This window comes from Vibrio sp. D417a, from assembly GCF_030248595.1.
Lineage (GTDB): Bacteria > Pseudomonadota > Gammaproteobacteria > Enterobacterales > Vibrionaceae > Vibrio > Vibrio alginolyticus.
This window is the reverse complement of sequence record NZ_JAHGAM010000015.1, coordinates 93044-108149: the sequence shown is the minus strand read 5'-3', so window position 1 is coordinate 108149 and position 15106 is coordinate 93044. Positions and strand designations below refer to the sequence as shown.

General features: G+C 44.5%; 11 protein-coding genes. 1 reads left to right on the top strand and 10 read right to left on the bottom strand.

The window, feature by feature from the left end; genetic code table 11:
• Positions 1 to 3: 3 nt before the first annotated feature.
• The 3 genes from KI742_RS14275 to KI742_RS14265 all read right to left on the bottom strand — a co-directional run bounded on the left by KI742_RS14275 (position 4) and on the right by KI742_RS14265 (position 5137).
• Positions 4 to 2544, bottom strand: a complete 2541-nt coding sequence (locus KI742_RS14275) for a hybrid sensor histidine kinase/response regulator (RefSeq protein ID WP_115386165.1) — start codon at positions 2542 to 2544, stop codon at positions 4 to 6.
• On the bottom strand, positions 2537 to 3721 hold the full coding sequence (locus tag KI742_RS14270) for an acyl-homoserine-lactone synthase (protein ID WP_285385622.1): 1185 nt from the start codon (positions 3719 to 3721) through the stop codon (positions 2537 to 2539). The genes KI742_RS14275 and KI742_RS14270 overlap by 8 nt, the downstream gene beginning before the upstream one ends.
• Positions 3722 to 3877: 156 nt before the next feature.
• The gene (locus KI742_RS14265) at positions 3878 to 5137 is read right to left on the bottom strand and encodes a dicarboxylate/amino acid:cation symporter (protein ID WP_005376774.1); all 1260 of its coding nucleotides are present in this window, start codon (positions 5135 to 5137) and stop codon (positions 3878 to 3880) included.
• Positions 5138 to 5679: 542 nt separating this feature from the next.
• Between KI742_RS14265 and KI742_RS14260 the strand changes: the two genes are divergently transcribed.
• Positions 5680 to 7221 carry a long-chain fatty acid--CoA ligase gene (locus KI742_RS14260; RefSeq protein ID WP_042522823.1) on the top strand — a complete coding sequence of 514 codons (1542 nt, stop codon included), beginning with the start codon at positions 5680 to 5682 and terminating at the stop codon, positions 7219 to 7221.
• 126 nt (positions 7222 to 7347) lie between these two features.
• On the opposite strand, the gene KI742_RS14255 is transcribed toward KI742_RS14260, so the two are convergent.
• The 7 genes from KI742_RS14255 to KI742_RS14225 form a co-directional block, all read right to left on the bottom strand.
• Positions 7348 to 8043 (bottom strand): Crp/Fnr family transcriptional regulator, encoded by a 696-nt coding sequence (locus KI742_RS14255; protein WP_005376777.1) that lies wholly within the window; start codon positions 8041 to 8043, stop codon positions 7348 to 7350.
• 196 nt (positions 8044 to 8239) lie between these two features.
• Positions 8240 to 9046, bottom strand: a complete 807-nt coding sequence (trpA, locus tag KI742_RS14250; protein ID WP_054574754.1) for a tryptophan synthase subunit alpha — start codon at positions 9044 to 9046, stop codon at positions 8240 to 8242.
• Entirely contained in the window at positions 9046 to 10236 is a 1191-nt protein-coding gene (gene trpB / locus KI742_RS14245; RefSeq protein WP_005445041.1) for a tryptophan synthase subunit beta, read from the bottom strand. Before trpB ends, trpA begins: the two co-directional genes overlap by 1 nt.
• Positions 10237 to 10300: 64 nt before the next feature.
• Complete coding sequence (gene trpCF, locus KI742_RS14240) at positions 10301 to 11740, bottom strand: bifunctional indole-3-glycerol-phosphate synthase TrpC/phosphoribosylanthranilate isomerase TrpF (protein ID WP_285385624.1); 1440 nt, start codon at positions 11738 to 11740, stop codon at positions 10301 to 10303.
• 13 nt (positions 11741 to 11753) lie between these two features.
• Positions 11754 to 12764 (bottom strand): anthranilate phosphoribosyltransferase, encoded by a 1011-nt coding sequence (trpD, locus tag KI742_RS14235; RefSeq protein WP_115386161.1) that lies wholly within the window; start codon positions 12762 to 12764, stop codon positions 11754 to 11756.
• A gap of 37 nt (positions 12765 to 12801) precedes the next feature.
• Entirely contained in the window at positions 12802 to 13410 is a 609-nt protein-coding gene (locus KI742_RS14230) for an aminodeoxychorismate/anthranilate synthase component II (protein WP_085569788.1), read from the bottom strand.
• 16 nt (positions 13411 to 13426) lie between these two features.
• Entirely contained in the window at positions 13427 to 14992 is a 1566-nt protein-coding gene (locus tag KI742_RS14225) for an anthranilate synthase component 1 (protein WP_025767265.1), read from the bottom strand.
• Positions 14993 to 15106 lie beyond the last annotated feature (114 nt).

Genomic DNA, 15106 nt, shown 5'->3' with positions numbered 1-15106 from the left:
AAATTAAAAAGTGTTGGAAGGTGCAAAATTCTCGTTCTGTAACCATCTTTGGATGACGACTTGAAGTGCATTTAACGTGGTGGGCTTTTCGAGCCTGTCATCCATGAGTGTCGAAATTAGCTCCAACTCTCTAGCTCCAGACTCACCAGATAAGGCAATGATTGGAACGGAGGATGTGATTTGCTTAATCCGTTGGCTGGCGTCAAATCCATTCATTACCGGCATTTGGACATCCATAAGAACGAGATCAATCTTGTGAGAGTGGAATAGTTCTACCGCAGAGGCTCCATTATTTGCTTGTAAGCTGTTGACTCCCAATCTTTTTAAATACATCTGTACCAAGGTGCGTTGCACCTCTTTGTCATCAACAATGAGCACTGTTGGTGCATCTTTACATACTTGTACGTGTTGAGCTGAATGATTTTCAGAATGTGATGGAGTTGCTTTCCAGTTATCAAAGTCCGGTGCTCTCAATGTCTCTGGTTTTGGTGCGTTTGGTACGACTGGGAAATACAAGTAGAATTCTGTGAACTCGCTCAATTCAGACTGGCACTCTATTCGTCCTCCGAAGGAGCGCATAACACGTTGGCAATAGCCCAAACCTAAGCCACTGCCTCCGCTTTTTTGATACGAGAAAAAGTCATCAAATATCTTGTGTAAGATACTGCGATCTATACCTGGCCCACTATCTCGGAAGATCAGAATGTTTTCGTAAGCCCCCGCCTGGGTACGAATCTCAATTTGACTGTCGGGATAAGAATCAAAATAGTAGATAGCGTTACGAATCAAATTGAAAATGACAAAGTTAAACAGGGTCTCATTTAACTTCGCGACAAAATCGTGTGCCTGTGGCAGGTTAATTCTCTCAATTATTTGATCGTTTTCAAAACCATAACGGCTTACTGCTTGGTCGATGGCTTTATGTATGGAAGTGAGAGCTAAAGGCTCATGCTCTGGTGAGCTGTCGCTAACTTCTCGTAAAATAATATCGATAAGTTGTCGACCGCGTTGTATAGCGGCTTCACCTTTATCAATTTCTCTTTTTAGCATATCCAGTGAGGCGTTTGACTCTATATGCTGTTTTAAAGCTTCAAATTGTAATTGTACTTGAGCGAGAGGGTTACGCATTTCATGTGCAATGGAGTTAGCCAGCGCACGGCTTTGGCGTACCTTTCTATCGGCTTCAATGGTGCTCTGGATGCGAACTAATAACGTTTGCAGAGCTGAGATTTCTTCATTAGAAAACAGCTTATTATCTATTTTATGTGAAGAAATCAGCAAGTGAGTAACAGATTTTCCACGACCGAAGAGAGGCATAACGAGCGCAGTATTGCTTGAGCGCATACGCTCGTAGAGCTTTCTCATCGACCCTTTAGAAGAGGAGGCATAATCAATTTCTTCAGACAACTCATCAAGCACGAGAACTGACTTGCTTGACGGCAGGTACTCTTCGTAAAACGTTTCTGTGTAATTGCTAGTGACTAGCTGTAGCTTGTTGTTTGGTATGTTAAGTAACGATGCCAACTGACGCATAGCATCATCTATTGAGCGTTTAAACTCTTCCTCTAACCCAAGGATTTGCTGAACGGGAGTGTGTCGTTTCCCATAAATAAAATATGAAGCGAAACGACTGACTCGCTTAAAAAGCAAGTGCCAACTGATACCGATAAGCGCGCATAAAGGTACCGCAACAAGCCATTGGTTATCTTCAGAGATAGGAATAAATATCGCCCCTAGCGGCAGAACAAAAATGGCGCAGACTAAGAGCGCGCTTACCGTTAAGTACGTGAGATATTTAGCGCTGTAGAAGCGAGAGGTAAGTAGGGCATAGCCCACAAACAACATTTCGCTGATTGAAAGTGCTGGTGGTAACCAAGTTAGGGAGAAGTCGCCAAGGAAATACGTCATTCCAAGGTGTATCACTGCCGTAGATAACATGAATACCAAAATGCCAGCGATCATATAGTTGCTTTTTGCTAACGTGAGCTTGCTGCTGTTAGCGCGCATGGCAATCAAGTTAAGCAGCGTTAGTACCACGAAAGCTAGCAAACTAATGAAAAAATATGAGGTATGTGGGCCAAATTTAATGACGAACTGGCTTGGACCACTAATGGTGACATTTTCGACAGTAAGATTCGGTACTAAGTTGATGTACAGTGAATACGTTGCTAGTGCGACAAAGACGACTTTTTGCCAGGCTTTGACCGCTGTTTTTTTAACATCTGCGGTTAACTGGCAAGAAAAATAGAATGCAAACGCAAAGGCGAAAAAAGACGCTAAGTTCGCTAACTTAGCCATAAAAATGCCACCAACAGAGCCTAATTCTGGCAATAAATCGGTATGGAAATAGGCGTTGCTGCTTATCCAAACAATGATACAGCTGGAATAAGCGATGTAAGGCGCGTGATGCGAGCCTAAGATTGATTCACTCTTCTGTTTTAGGCGATAGCAGTAATACAGTAGCCAAGCGAATACTATTAGTACAGTCGCGTACAATGCCATTGCTTTTGGGTAAAAGAGACCGTGCAAATGAACATCAAGCATGCTCATTCACCTTTTTATCCATTCTTTTTGTTCGTACGCAATGTTTGTAGTCGCGAAATTGTATGTCTTGAAATGCTTCAACCATCATACCTAAATTCCAGAAACCGCGGTATGTCTTGGTACCGTCACCGTTAATGTCGCGGTATCCTGAGTGAAAGTAGGCACTTAAATCAATAGATTGATAGAAATTTAACATAAATACTTGCTCAATAATGGTAAAGCCGAGCTTATAGCCTGCTTTATAGAGCTCGCTCATCATAGTTTTTTGCGCCAGATACAAAAAATACAGCTTTTGTTGAATGTTGCCTCCCACCGTAAGACGCAGTACTTCGCAAACCGCTTCACTGTTCTTTACACGAGATTGAAACTGAGCATCAAACTCAATAAGAGTGTGCTCATGAGTTAGAGCACGACACTCCAAAATACCCAGTTGATTGAGAACACTGTACCCATGATTAGGAAAGCAAAACTGCCATTGTTCGTTACTAAACTGTGGTGAGTAACTGAGCCAGTTATTTCGTTGATGCCAGCTTTGCACTAAAGCGGAGGAGACCATGATTGGTGAAGATGACGATTTGAGCAAGAGGGCAAAGTGCTGCCCTTTTTGCGAGAGTGATAAAAGAGGCAAGATTTCAAACCATTGTTCAGTTTGGACGAAAAGCTCAAGATTACTCAGTGTGATCGCTTCGGAAATCGGCATTAACGCTGCATGATTTGGCAGCATTACCTCAAGATCGCAATCTGCGATATCTTCAATTAACACGCTAGTATAGCTGTGGTCGTCAAACGGAAGCGGAGTAGGAATCGCAGCTTCGTTTGAAGGATATTTTTGCTTGATTGCTTCGATCTCGCATTGACACCAGAAAACCATCCAATGCGGGGAACAATCTGCGGCAAGTTGTTCAAGTAAACGAATCTCTTTGGAGAAACCTGTCGGATACTGTTGCACTAAATCTCGATAATCCATTAACTCAAATAGTGCAGAAAGACTTTTTGATGCGTGTTTAGGAAAGAGAGATTTAAGCAGTTTTATTCGATACAGAGCAACCTGTTGAAAAAGAGCATCTCGTTTTTGTTTCGTTAGGGTAAGAATAACTGAGTCAACCAGGGCCTGCTGCTTTGATTCGATCGGCAAATTTATTTTGGTGAGATATTCCAAAGATTGCTCAAGACTCATGATATAACCTAGCTCTAACGTTTTGTTATATTTTGTAATGGTTTATATCATTTTGAAAAATTTATGCCATCGGTTTCTATTTGTATAGTTACGTAATGCAAGAAAAGACAAAAAAACCGCTCATTATGAGCGGTTTTTGGTCTATTCAAGAAAGGGTTAGGCTTCTTGCTTTTTTAGCTCAGCTTCTGCCGTTTCTTCTTCAATTAGCGCATCAACGATAACTGCACATGCAGCATCACCTGTGATGTTCAGTGCTGTACGAATCATATCGAAAATACGGTCAAGAGCGAATAGCAGCGGTAGACCTTCAATTGGAATGCCAGCGGCAAGAAGCACGGCAACCACTAGGAAAGAAGGGCCAGGAACACCCGCTTGACCAACCGCACCCAATGTAGACGTTACGATAATTGCAATGTAAGCGCCCATGCCTAGATCGATATTGAACAGTTGAGCAAAGAAGATAGCAACCAAGCCATAGTAAATCGCATTACCTGACATGTTGATCGTTGCGCCTAGAGGCAGAACAAATGATGCAGTTGAATTTTTTACGCCCAGCTCTTTTTCACAGGTGTCCATTGTGACAGGCAGTGTTGCCATAGAAGACGCTGTTGAAAGCGCAACTGCTTGCGGTTTCTTCATTGAAGACAGGAATTTCTTCGCAGATGTCTTCGTGAAAACATGCACCATTGCTGGGTAAACAACGAAACCGAAGATTAGGATGGCGGCAACGTAAACAACGAACAGTTTAAACACCACCATTAGCGCACCAAAACCAAACGTACCGACGGCTTCTGCCATCAGACCAAATACACCGATAGGTGCAATGATCATTACTTTGTTGATCATCCAAACCATTGCGTCAACGATGCAGTTAACACCATTGATGATTGGTTCACGACGCTCTTTTGCTTGCTTAGAAATCGCAATACCAAAGAACATACAGAAAACGAGGATCTGTAGGATGTTTGCTTCATTTAGTGATTGGAAAACGTTGGTTGGGATCATACCAGTGATGGTTGCCCAGAAAGTAGGTAGTTCACCTTTTGAAGCGTATTCTGCTGAGAACATGCCTTCAACGCCAGAGACGTCGATACCCATGCCTGGTTGGAATACTTCACCCATAAATAGTGCAAGCGCAACGGCTAGGGCGGATGTTAAACCAAAATAACCTAGAGTGACGATGCCAACTTTACCTGCTGACTGGCTGTTCCCAAGACCAGCGGCGCCAGAAATCAAGGCTACAGCGACCAAAGGAATAACCAACATTTTGATTAAGTTGATAAAGATAGCACCTAAAGGAGCGAACACTGTCGCATCATGACCCATCATGGCACCAACGGCTGTGCCCACGATCATGGCGATTACGACTTGTACGCCAATGTTGTTTAGTAAACTCTTTTCTTTTAACACTTCCATAACCTCTGTGCTAATAAAATGTAAAATCCTAAGATTACCCACTAACCATAAATGGATTTACGGATAATTATCTCGCCTTGCTTTTTACACTTATCGTTTACAATTGGCAATATGCAGCAAGGTATTATTGATGGATTAATCGATATTTTATTGACGAACGATAAAGTTTTGTTCAATAGCAAACGTTTGCTATTGATTTTTCTTATAAGGGTCGCGCTTAGGATTGTTCAAGTTTATTTTTCTTTATTTGTTTTCTTTTTGTTAATTTTAACCGCTTTTGTATTTGCTATTGCAGTCAGAGTTTTTAGTGACTTGGGTTGATATTTATAACAATTCATCTCTTTCAAGCTCACACTTTTATTAATTTGCCTTCTGAAATGTTAATTGCTTTACATTCTTGGCTCTAATTGCGTTGTAAACGTAATGTTAAATTGTAATGACTGGTGAGACTCAATGCTGACGATCCAGTGTTAGAGATAACTTGCTTAGTTAATGCTCCTGAGCTGATTAGACGAGAAAGACAAGTAAGAGGTGAAGAGACTATGATGAATCTTGCTGCTGCGTTACAAAGAAATGCTGCGAGTAAACCAGATAAAACGGCGTTGATATGTGGCACTGAAAAGATAAATTATGCGCAGTTTGATGCGATCGCCGGCAAGATCGCAGCGTCTTTAATCAATAAAGGCGTAAAGCCAGGTGACCGCGTTGCGATTTCATGCCCAAACATTCCTTTTTTCGCGTTTGTTTATTATGCAATACAAAAAGCTGGCGCGGTTGCAGTCCCATTAAATGTGCTTTTGAAAGCGCGAGAAATTAAGTATCACTTAGAAGATTCAAAAGCGAAGTTTTATTTCTGCTTTGAAGGGACGAAAGAACTGCCAATGGCAAAAGAGGGTGTCAAAGCCTTTGAACAAGTCGATACATGCGAAGGCATAGTCGTATTGACTCAATCTCAAGATGAAAGCTATTGGAATGGTGTAATAACTCTCAATGCGTTTATAGCCGATGTCCAACCGTTGCCGGATTATATACCGCGTAATGCGGATGATACTTGTGTGATTTTGTATACATCAGGGACGACAGGCTTACCAAAAGGCGCTGAGCTGACTCAGCAGAACATCATAATGAACGCTCTGGTGGCACAAAACATTATGGGCAGCCAGGCCGATGATATTCACTTAGTAACTTTGCCTTTATTTCATACATTTGGTCAAACCGTCCACTTAAATGCTAGTGTTTTGGGCGGGGCAACATTGGTGTTAGTGCCTAGGTTTGAGCCTAAACATGTTCTTGAGCTGGTGGAAAAACATAGGGTGACGATATTTGCTGGTGTGCCAACGATGTACATCGGTCTGCTTCACGTGCAGCATCAATTTGATACCTCGTCATTGCGTGTTGCAGTAAGCGGTGGTGCGCCATTGCCAACCGAAATCTTTCGAACCTTTGAAGAAACATTTAATGTGCCGATCTTAGAAGGATACGGGTTATCGGAGACAAGTCCTATTGCATGTTTTAATCATTTGGATCAGGAGCGCATACCAGGCTCGGTAGGTCAACCGGTTCAAGGTGTCGAAGTAAAAGTTATCGATATTGAAGGTAATGCACTACCGATAGGCGAAGAAGGTGAGATTGTTGTGCGTGGTCATAATGTTATGAAGGGATATCTTGACCGCCCAGAAGTTACTGAATCTGCGCTACAAAATGGTTGGTTCCATACTGGTGATGTGGGCCGCTTTGACAGTTCAGGTAATTTATTTATTGTCGATAGAATGAAAGATCTGATCATTCGAGGTGGATTTAATGTTTATCCCAGAGAAATTGAAGAAGTTTTCATGACTCATCCTGCAGTTTCAATGGTAGCGGTGATAGGGATTCCAAATGAAGAGTATGGCGAAGAGATAAAAGCCTACGTTGTACTTAAACCAAAAGAATACATTGACGCCGATTCATTACAAAAGTGGGGTAAAGAGCAATTAGCCTCGTTTAAATATCCTCGTTATGTCGAAATTCGTGAACACCTCCCGATGAGTGCGACAGGAAAGATTTTGAAACGTGAGTTGAAATCTGAATTGAATATAGCTTAGTCAATTCAATGGTTTTTGTGTCACAGCGCCACTTGCCTAAGTGCAAATGGTGTTGTGCTCTTGACCAATTAGATGCATAAGGTTTTTAGCTATCGTTAGACAATACTTACCGTTTGTTGAATGGATCTATTGCTCGAGTTCTTTAAAGTATTCTTCTAAGCGTTTCGGATTGGTAATGGTTACTGAGCCATAGTTTAGCTCTAGCATCCCAATACTTTCTAATCGTTTTAGTATCTTGTGTACGCTCTGACGAGTTAGCCCCATCATGTTAGCGATATGTTCTCTTGTTACCCTGACAACGCATGGTCGAGTATCGATCGCTTGATTAAGTTGGTATTCAGCAAGCAGCAGCAACCTTTTGGCGACTCGTTCTTCAATTCCTCTAATCGCGTCATCTTCGATAACAGAAATAGCAGACCATAAACGGCGGCTAAGTAAGTCGAGTATAGTGGGGTAACTTTGAGGGTATTTGGCGAGTAACTGGCGAAATTTATCTCCAGGAAGCTCCATTACAGTCACGTCCGAATGCGCGGTCGCACCAAAAATACGAGGCATACCGGGAGAAAAAACATTGTCTCCAAACCAGCCACCAGCTTCGAAAATCATCAGTGTGACTTCTTTGCCTTTTGAACTAATTGAGTTCACTCTCACTGCACCTTGAGCTATGACCATAAGAGAAGATTGAAGTGCACCTTTATTGCAAATCAGTGCTTTTTCGTCGAAGCAGCGAACCTTAGTCATTTGCGCTGCTTCACTGAGCCCTTTATCTGGCAGCCCTGATAGTACAGGACATTTGGCTAGCAGTGTTTTGACTTCTTCCATGTAGCAACCTTACTGCACATTGCTTTATTGAGTTAGTTAAGTGACCCAAGCTTAACACTCTTTGAGTGCTCTGCTTGAGATAGATTTGGAAAGTGCGGGCGTTGAACAAAAAATGACGTGGTATAAACGCGATAGTAAGAAAACGCCCACTAAACATAATGTTAAGCGGGCGTTGTTGTGTCATATCAAACTGAAATTATTTTTGAGTGGCAGCTTTCATTGCAGAAACGAATTCACCTAGCTTGTCGAGCATAATTTGTGGCTGCTCAACGTTCGCTTCAATGATTTTGACCACGGCTGAACCAGAAATTGCACCAGCCGCACCAGATTCTAGTGCTTGTTTCACCTGTGCAGGCTCAGAGATGCCAAAACCAAGTAGCGCTGGTGGTGCATCAAATTGGTTCAGTCTATCGAGCATATGACCTACAGGCATGTTTGCTTTGGTTTCTGCGCCAGTAACACCTGCACGAGAGAGTAGGTAAGTGTAGCCGCCACCTAACTCTGATACTTGCTTCAGTGTTTCATCACTTGCTGTTGGTGGTGCGATGAAGATTGGGTGAATATCAAACTTCTCTGCAGCCGCAACGAACTCAGTACTTTCATTAGTTGGTACGTCTGCAATCAAAACAGAATCGATGCCTGCTTTTGCACAACGCTCATAGAAGTTCTCGATACCACGAGAGTAAACAAGGTTCGCGTACATCAGAAGGCCAATAGGTAGCTCTGGGTACTTAGCTCGGATCTTACCAATTTGTTCGAAGCAGATATCCGGTGTTGCGCCTGAATCTAGAGCACGAATGTTCGCACCTTGGATAGTCGGGCCATCCGCAAGAGGATCTGAAAATGGAATACCGAGTTCAAGGGCATCTGCGCCAGACTCGACCAGTGTTTCCATGATTTTGTAAGACTGCTCGGCGTTTGGATCGCAAACCGTTACGAACGGTACAAATGCGCCTTGGTTCTTTTCGTTTAGGCGCTCAAACATCTTTTCATAACGGCTCATTAGATTGCTCCTTTTTCTTCTAAGATGGCGTGTACGGTGAAGATGTCTTTGTCACCACGACCTGATAGGTTAACGACCAATAATTGCTCTTTTTCTGGATTCTCACGAGCCATACGCAGTGCATGAGCCAGTGCGTGAGAAGATTCTAGAGCAGGGATGATACCTTCGTGACGCGCAATTTCTTGGAATGCTTCTAGTGCTTCATCATCCGTCACGTTGTCATATTCAGCACGGCCAATTGCGTTTAGATGTGCGTGCTGTGGACCAACTGAAGGGAAATCAAGACCAGCAGAGACAGAGTATGACTCTTCAACCTGACCGTTTGGATCTTGCATCAATGGCGCTTTCATACCAAAGAAAATACCCGTTTTACCATGTTTAAGTGGTGCACCGTGCTGGTCAGTATCGATACCTTTACCTGCTGGCTCAACACCAATTAGACGAACGCTTTCTTCTTCGATGAAGTCAGCAAACATGCCAATCGCGTTTGAACCACCGCCCACACATGCGATAACCGCATCAGGAAGACGACCTTCACGTGCCAAAATCTGATTCTTCGTTTCTTCACCAATCATGCGTTGGAAGTCACGCACGATGGTTGGGAATGGGTGAGGACCTGCCGCTGTACCTAATAGGTAGTGTGCATCTTCATAAGTTGCAGACCAGTCACGCAGCGCTTCGTTACATGCGTCTTTAAGTGTTGCTGAACCCGAGTGGACAGGAATAACTTCTGCGCCCATTAGCTTCATACGGAATACGTTCGGGCTTTGACGCTCAACGTCTTTTGCACCCATGTACACGCGACACTTAAGGCCAAGCAGTGCACATGCTAGTGCGGTTGCAACACCGTGTTGACCTGCGCCAGTTTCAGCGATGATTTCGTTTTTGCCCATGCGTTTCGCAAGTAGCGCTTGACCCAACACTTGGTTAGTCTTGTGGGCACCACCGTGAAGTAGGTCTTCACGTTTTAGGTACAGTTTGGTTTTCGTACCTTTGGTTAGGTTACGAGTTAGAGTCAAAGCCGTTGGACGACCCGCATACTCTTGAAGAAGCGTCATGAATTCGCTGCGGAATTCTGGATCTTCTTGCGCGTCGATAAACGCTTGCTCTAGTTGCTCCAGCGCTGGAACTAGAATTTGCGGAACGTACTGACCGCCGTATTCGCCAAAGTAGGCATTCAGTTTTGCCATCGTTATATTCCTTCTCGTATTTTTCGCTACGAATAGCTTTAAATTTTTTAGCTGATATCCAGCTTTAGTAGTTGCGAATAGCGGTGAATGCCGCGAGCAACTTCTGTGAATCTTTTTTGCCTGGTGCGCTTTCTACACCAGAGTTTAAATCTAATCCCAAGCAACCTAGTGTCGCTGCTTGTTGAGCATTTTCTGGCGACAGTCCGCCCGCTAGCATAATTTGACTTGGGTCGCCGATCAGTGACCAGTCGAACACTTGGCCGGTACCGCCGGTTTGAGTGCCAACTTGCGCATCTAATAGATGGCGGTCAATGTTGTCTGCTAGCAGTTGTGGCTTGGCATCAGTCACGCCATAAGCTTTCCAAATTTCTACTGTTGTTGGCAGTTCGGCTTTGAGTTGGTTTACGTAAGCTTGGTCTTCTTGACCGTGCAGTTGCACTGCTTTTAAACCCAAAGAGGTCACGACAGAAGCAACAAAATCGATATCGTGATTTTGGAAAACGCCTACATAATTCAGTGGAGCACCGCTCATGGTTAAGCGAGCACCTTCAAGGTCAACTGCACGCTTCGACTTCTCGACAAAAATCAGGCCACCAAATACCGCACCAGCTTGATACGCTTTTGCTGCGTCATCTTGATGCGTTAAGCCACACACTTTGTTTTCGCCTAAGGTCACTTTACGTACAGCAAGTTCTAGGTTGTCTTCCGCCATCAGTGAACTACCAATCAAGAAGCCGTCTGCGTATTCCGCTAAATCACGAACTTGTTGATGTGTATAAATGCCAGATTCTGAGATTACTGTTGCGTTAGGAGCCAGTTCGCGAATAGTCGGTGCCAGTTCTTTTGTACGATTCAAATCAGTACTTAGGTCGCGAAGGTTACGGTTATTGATGCCGATAACGCGTGCGCCCAGCTTAACGGCACGATGAAGCTCTTCTTCGTTGCTGACTTCGGTCAAGATACCCATGTTCAGGCTGTGTGCTGCTTCCTCTAGCGCTTTGTACTCTTCGTCATTCAGGACAGAAAGCATCAGTAGCACGGCATCAGCACTGTAATGACGTGCTAGGTAAACTTGGTAGCTATCTACCATGAAGTCTTTGCACAGAACGGGTTGTTTGACTTGACCACGTACTTGAGGAAGAAAATCAAAGTTACCTTGGAAGTACTTCTCGTCTGTTAGGACTGAAATTGCATCTGCGTGGTTGTTGTAAACCGATGCAATGTAATCCAAGTCGAAGTGATCACGAATCAAACCTTTAGAAGGAGATGCCTTCTTACATTCGGTGATGAAGGCCGTCTTTTCGCCACTCAGAGCATCATAGAAGCTGCGGTCCGATGGCTGCAAATCAGACTGAAATGTGCTTAGCGGTTGAGACACCTTACGGTCTGCTACCCACTGATATTTGTCGCGGACAATTTTCGCCAGTACTTCTGCCATTTCTGCTTCTTTCTTAGAAACGTGTTCAGACAGGTTGTCAGCTTGCTGAGTGTTGAAGTCAGTCATCTTCTTCAATTCCTTAAGCGTGTGCGGCAAGTTGTTGTACCAATTGGTACGCCTTGCCTGAATTCATTGCCTCAATCGCTTGTTGCGTGTTGGCTTTTAAATCTTCGTGGCCGAATAGACGCATTAGCAGAGCAACGTTTACTGCCACTGCACCCAACTGTGCGTCTGTACCTTTACCCGTCAGAATATTGGTAATGATCGCTTTGTTTTCTTCAGGATCGCCACCTTTGATTGCTTCTAGTGGGTGCGCTTCTAGACCGAAGTCTGCAGGCGTTAATTTGTATTCTGTGATCTTACCGTCTTTGATTTCGGCAACGGTTGTTTCACCGTGAATTGCTACTTCGTCCAAACCACTGCCGTGTACTACAGCGGCGCGCTTCATACCCATTTGTAGCATGGTTTCTGCGATAGGACGAACCAGTTCTTCACTGTAAACGCCCATCAATTCGATGTTAGGACGAGCAGGGTTAATCAGTGGGCCAAGAATGTTAAAGATGGTGCGTGTTTTCATGGTTTGACGCACTGGCATCGCATGGCGCACACCACCGTGGTATTGAGGTGCAAATAGGAAAGCAACACCGATATCGTCTACCGCTTTGCGCGTATCTTCTGCGCTCATAGCTAGGTTGATACCAAATGAATCAAGAAGGTCAGAAGAACCCGATTTGCTTGAAACGCTGCGGTTACCGTGTTTCGCTACTTTTAGACCACATGCTGCAGCAACAAACGCCGCAGTGGTTGAAATGTTGATGGTGTTGTGACCGTCGCCGCCAGTACCTACGATATCCGCGAAATCATAATCTGGACGAGGGAATGGGTTTGCGTTTGCCAGCAGTGCTTTTGCAGCGCCTGCAATTTCGTCTGGCGTTTCGCCTTTGATTTTTAGTGAAGTCAGCGCTGACGCCATCAAAATTGGATCTAGTTCACCACGGATAATAATGTCGAATAGCTGTTGGCTCTCTTCCTGAGTAAGCGATTCTTGCTCGTACAGTTTGGTAATAATAGGGTTGATGATTGCTTCCATATTTCCTCTCCTAAATTTCTTATGTGCCAAGTGCTTTTTAAGCAGTGAGTGGGGTCGCTGAAGTCTGTTCTTCAAGTGCCCATTCAATGGCATTGGCCAACAGTGTTGCTCCGTAGGTCGTCATAATAGATTCCGGGTGGAACTGGAACCCGCAAACTTTATCTTCTTCATGTACAACAGACATTACCAAGTTATCCACTTCTGCTGTGATGGTTAGGCTCTCAGGAACCTTGGTCGCAACCAGCGAGTGGTAACGTGCAATTGCAAGTGGTGATGGCAGGTTTTGGTAAATCGCATGGTTTTGGTGCTCCATCATAGAGACCTTACCGTGAATGATTTCGCCCGCGCCAGCAACGGTGCCGCCGTATGCTTCAACAATCGCTTGGTGACCAAGACAAATACCAATCATTGGCACTTTGCCTTTCATACGTTGGATAAGCTCTGGCATTGAGCCTGCCTCTGACGGTGCGCCAGGACCTGGTGATAGCAGAACCACTGGGTTTTCAAGCTCGTTTACCGCTTGTTCGATGGTTTCTGCTGGGATGTTGTTTCGGTAAATCTTGACTGAGTAACCTAGCGAGCGGAACTGATCCACAAGGTTGTAGGTGAACGAGTCAAAGTTATCGATAAAAATGATATTAGCCATCTCTGAACCCTATTCCTTATTGTGACTTATGCGCTGCTTGGATAGCAGAGATTACCGCTTGTGCTTTGCCGCGCGTTTCGTCTGCTTCCGCTTGTGGATCAGAGTCGAACACCACGCCAGCACCAGCTTGAACTTGAGCAATGCCGTTCTCAACGTACGCTGAGCGGATCACGATACAGGTGTCGAGTGTGCCTTCACCAGTGAGGTAGCCAACAGCGCCGCCGTAGCTACCGCGTCGTGCGCCTTCTACATCGCGAATCAACTGCATGGCACGAATCTTAGGTGCGCCGGTGAGCGTACCCATGTTCATACATGCTTGGTATGCGTGCAGGGCGTCTAGGTCTTCACGCAGTTGACCAACCACACGAGACACCAAGTGCATTACGTGGCTGTAGCGGTCGACTTTTAGAAGGTCTGCTACGTGGCGAGTACCAGCTTGAGCAATACGAGCGACGTCGTTACGTGCCAAGTCAACCAACATCATGTGTTCTGCGTTTTCTTTCATGTCTGTGCGCAGTTCAAGTTCGATGCGGCTATCTAGGTCGAAATCAATCTCTCCATTCGGGCGTTTACCGCGGCGACGAGTGCCTGCGATTGGGTAGATTTCAATTTGGTTGGTATCGGTTTCATACTTAAGCGCGCTTTCTGGTGATGCGCCAAACAGAGTGAACAGCTCATCTTGCATGTAGAACATGTAAGGGCTTGGGTTACTTTGTTTCAGTTCTTTATAAGCCGCCAGTGGAGAAGGACAAGGTAGAGTGAATCTACGAGACGGTACAACTTGGAATACATCGCCTTTCACTACGAACTCTTTTAAGTCGCGAACGGTTTGGCAGAAGTCTGCATCAGACACGCTAGGTTCTACCGTTACATCTGTTATTTGCTCTGCACTCGGCAACAGTTTTGGCGCTGCACACTGGGCGCTAATTTCTGCAATACGAGTCTCTAACGCTGTTTTCTCTGAACCATCAACAAACAACGTCGCTTGAAGCTGGCAAGATTCCGTTTGATGGTCGACAACAAGTAGTGTTTCCGCGACGTAGAAAACGTAATCTGGACACTGATTTGTTGCTTCGGCATTACCAAGCGGCTCGAAGTTTGCGACTAAGTCGTAGGCAAACAGACCACCAAGGAAAATCGCGTGTTTGTCTTGCTGTGAAATATCAAAACTATGCTGAACTAAACGCAGCGCATCGAAAGAAGAAGCTTCACGTAGTCGAGAGTCTTCATCTAACGTGTCGCATGGCTGGTTAAACTCCAAAGTTAGCGTTTCGCCATCGAACTTGCTCTCAACGTCACCGCGGATGTTCTGGTTTAGGTGAGACAGTAGGTTTTTACCGTTATTGGTCAAGGCGTGCATGCTAACGGTATGGCCGAAGCAAACAATGCGAACCGCTGAATCTACGATCAGCAGGGATTTTAAATTTTGCTTTGAATCGATCTCAGCAGATTCCAGCAATAGGCTGTCAGTTTTGTTCTCACATAGTGTGTGGAACAAGCGAGTCGGGTCTTGAGTATAAGGGACGGAAGCCGTTAGCACTTCAAGCTGTCCAAGTTTCTTAATTTCAATGGCCTTGTTCACAAGACCTCCTTGTAGCTGTTTAAATCTTCCTGCCGTACATAGTCGCATAAAGCAAACGTTCTCCCAATCTAGAGTTGGCTATATTCGATTAATGTTTAGGCAGTTGAATGTGAA

What these genes read in the sequence shown, in the direction of transcription:
- KI742_RS14275 (WP_115386165.1), bottom strand. Translation starts at nt 2,544, where the DNA reads ATGCTTGATGTTCATTTGCACGGTCTCTTTTACCCAAAAGCAATGGCA.
- KI742_RS14270 (WP_285385622.1), bottom strand. Translation starts at nt 3,721, where the DNA reads ATGAGTCTTGAGCAATCTTTGGAATATCTCACCAAAATAAATTTGCCG.
- KI742_RS14265 (WP_005376774.1), bottom strand. Translation starts at nt 5,137, where the DNA reads ATGGAAGTGTTAAAAGAAAAGAGTTTACTAAACAACATTGGCGTACAA.
- KI742_RS14260 (WP_042522823.1), top strand. Translation starts at nt 5,680, where the DNA reads ATGATGAATCTTGCTGCTGCGTTACAAAGAAATGCTGCGAGTAAACCA.
- KI742_RS14255 (WP_005376777.1), bottom strand. Translation starts at nt 8,043, where the DNA reads ATGGAAGAAGTCAAAACACTGCTAGCCAAATGTCCTGTACTATCAGGG.
- trpA (WP_054574754.1), bottom strand. Translation starts at nt 9,046, where the DNA reads ATGAGCCGTTATGAAAAGATGTTTGAGCGCCTAAACGAAAAGAACCAA.
- trpB (WP_005445041.1), bottom strand. Translation starts at nt 10,236, where the DNA reads ATGGCAAAACTGAATGCCTACTTTGGCGAATACGGCGGTCAGTACGTT.
- trpCF (WP_285385624.1), bottom strand. Translation starts at nt 11,740, where the DNA reads ATGACTGACTTCAACACTCAGCAAGCTGACAACCTGTCTGAACACGTT.
- trpD (WP_115386161.1), bottom strand. Translation starts at nt 12,764, where the DNA reads ATGGAAGCAATCATCAACCCTATTATTACCAAACTGTACGAGCAAGAA.
- KI742_RS14230 (WP_085569788.1), bottom strand. Translation starts at nt 13,410, where the DNA reads ATGGCTAATATCATTTTTATCGATAACTTTGACTCGTTCACCTACAAC.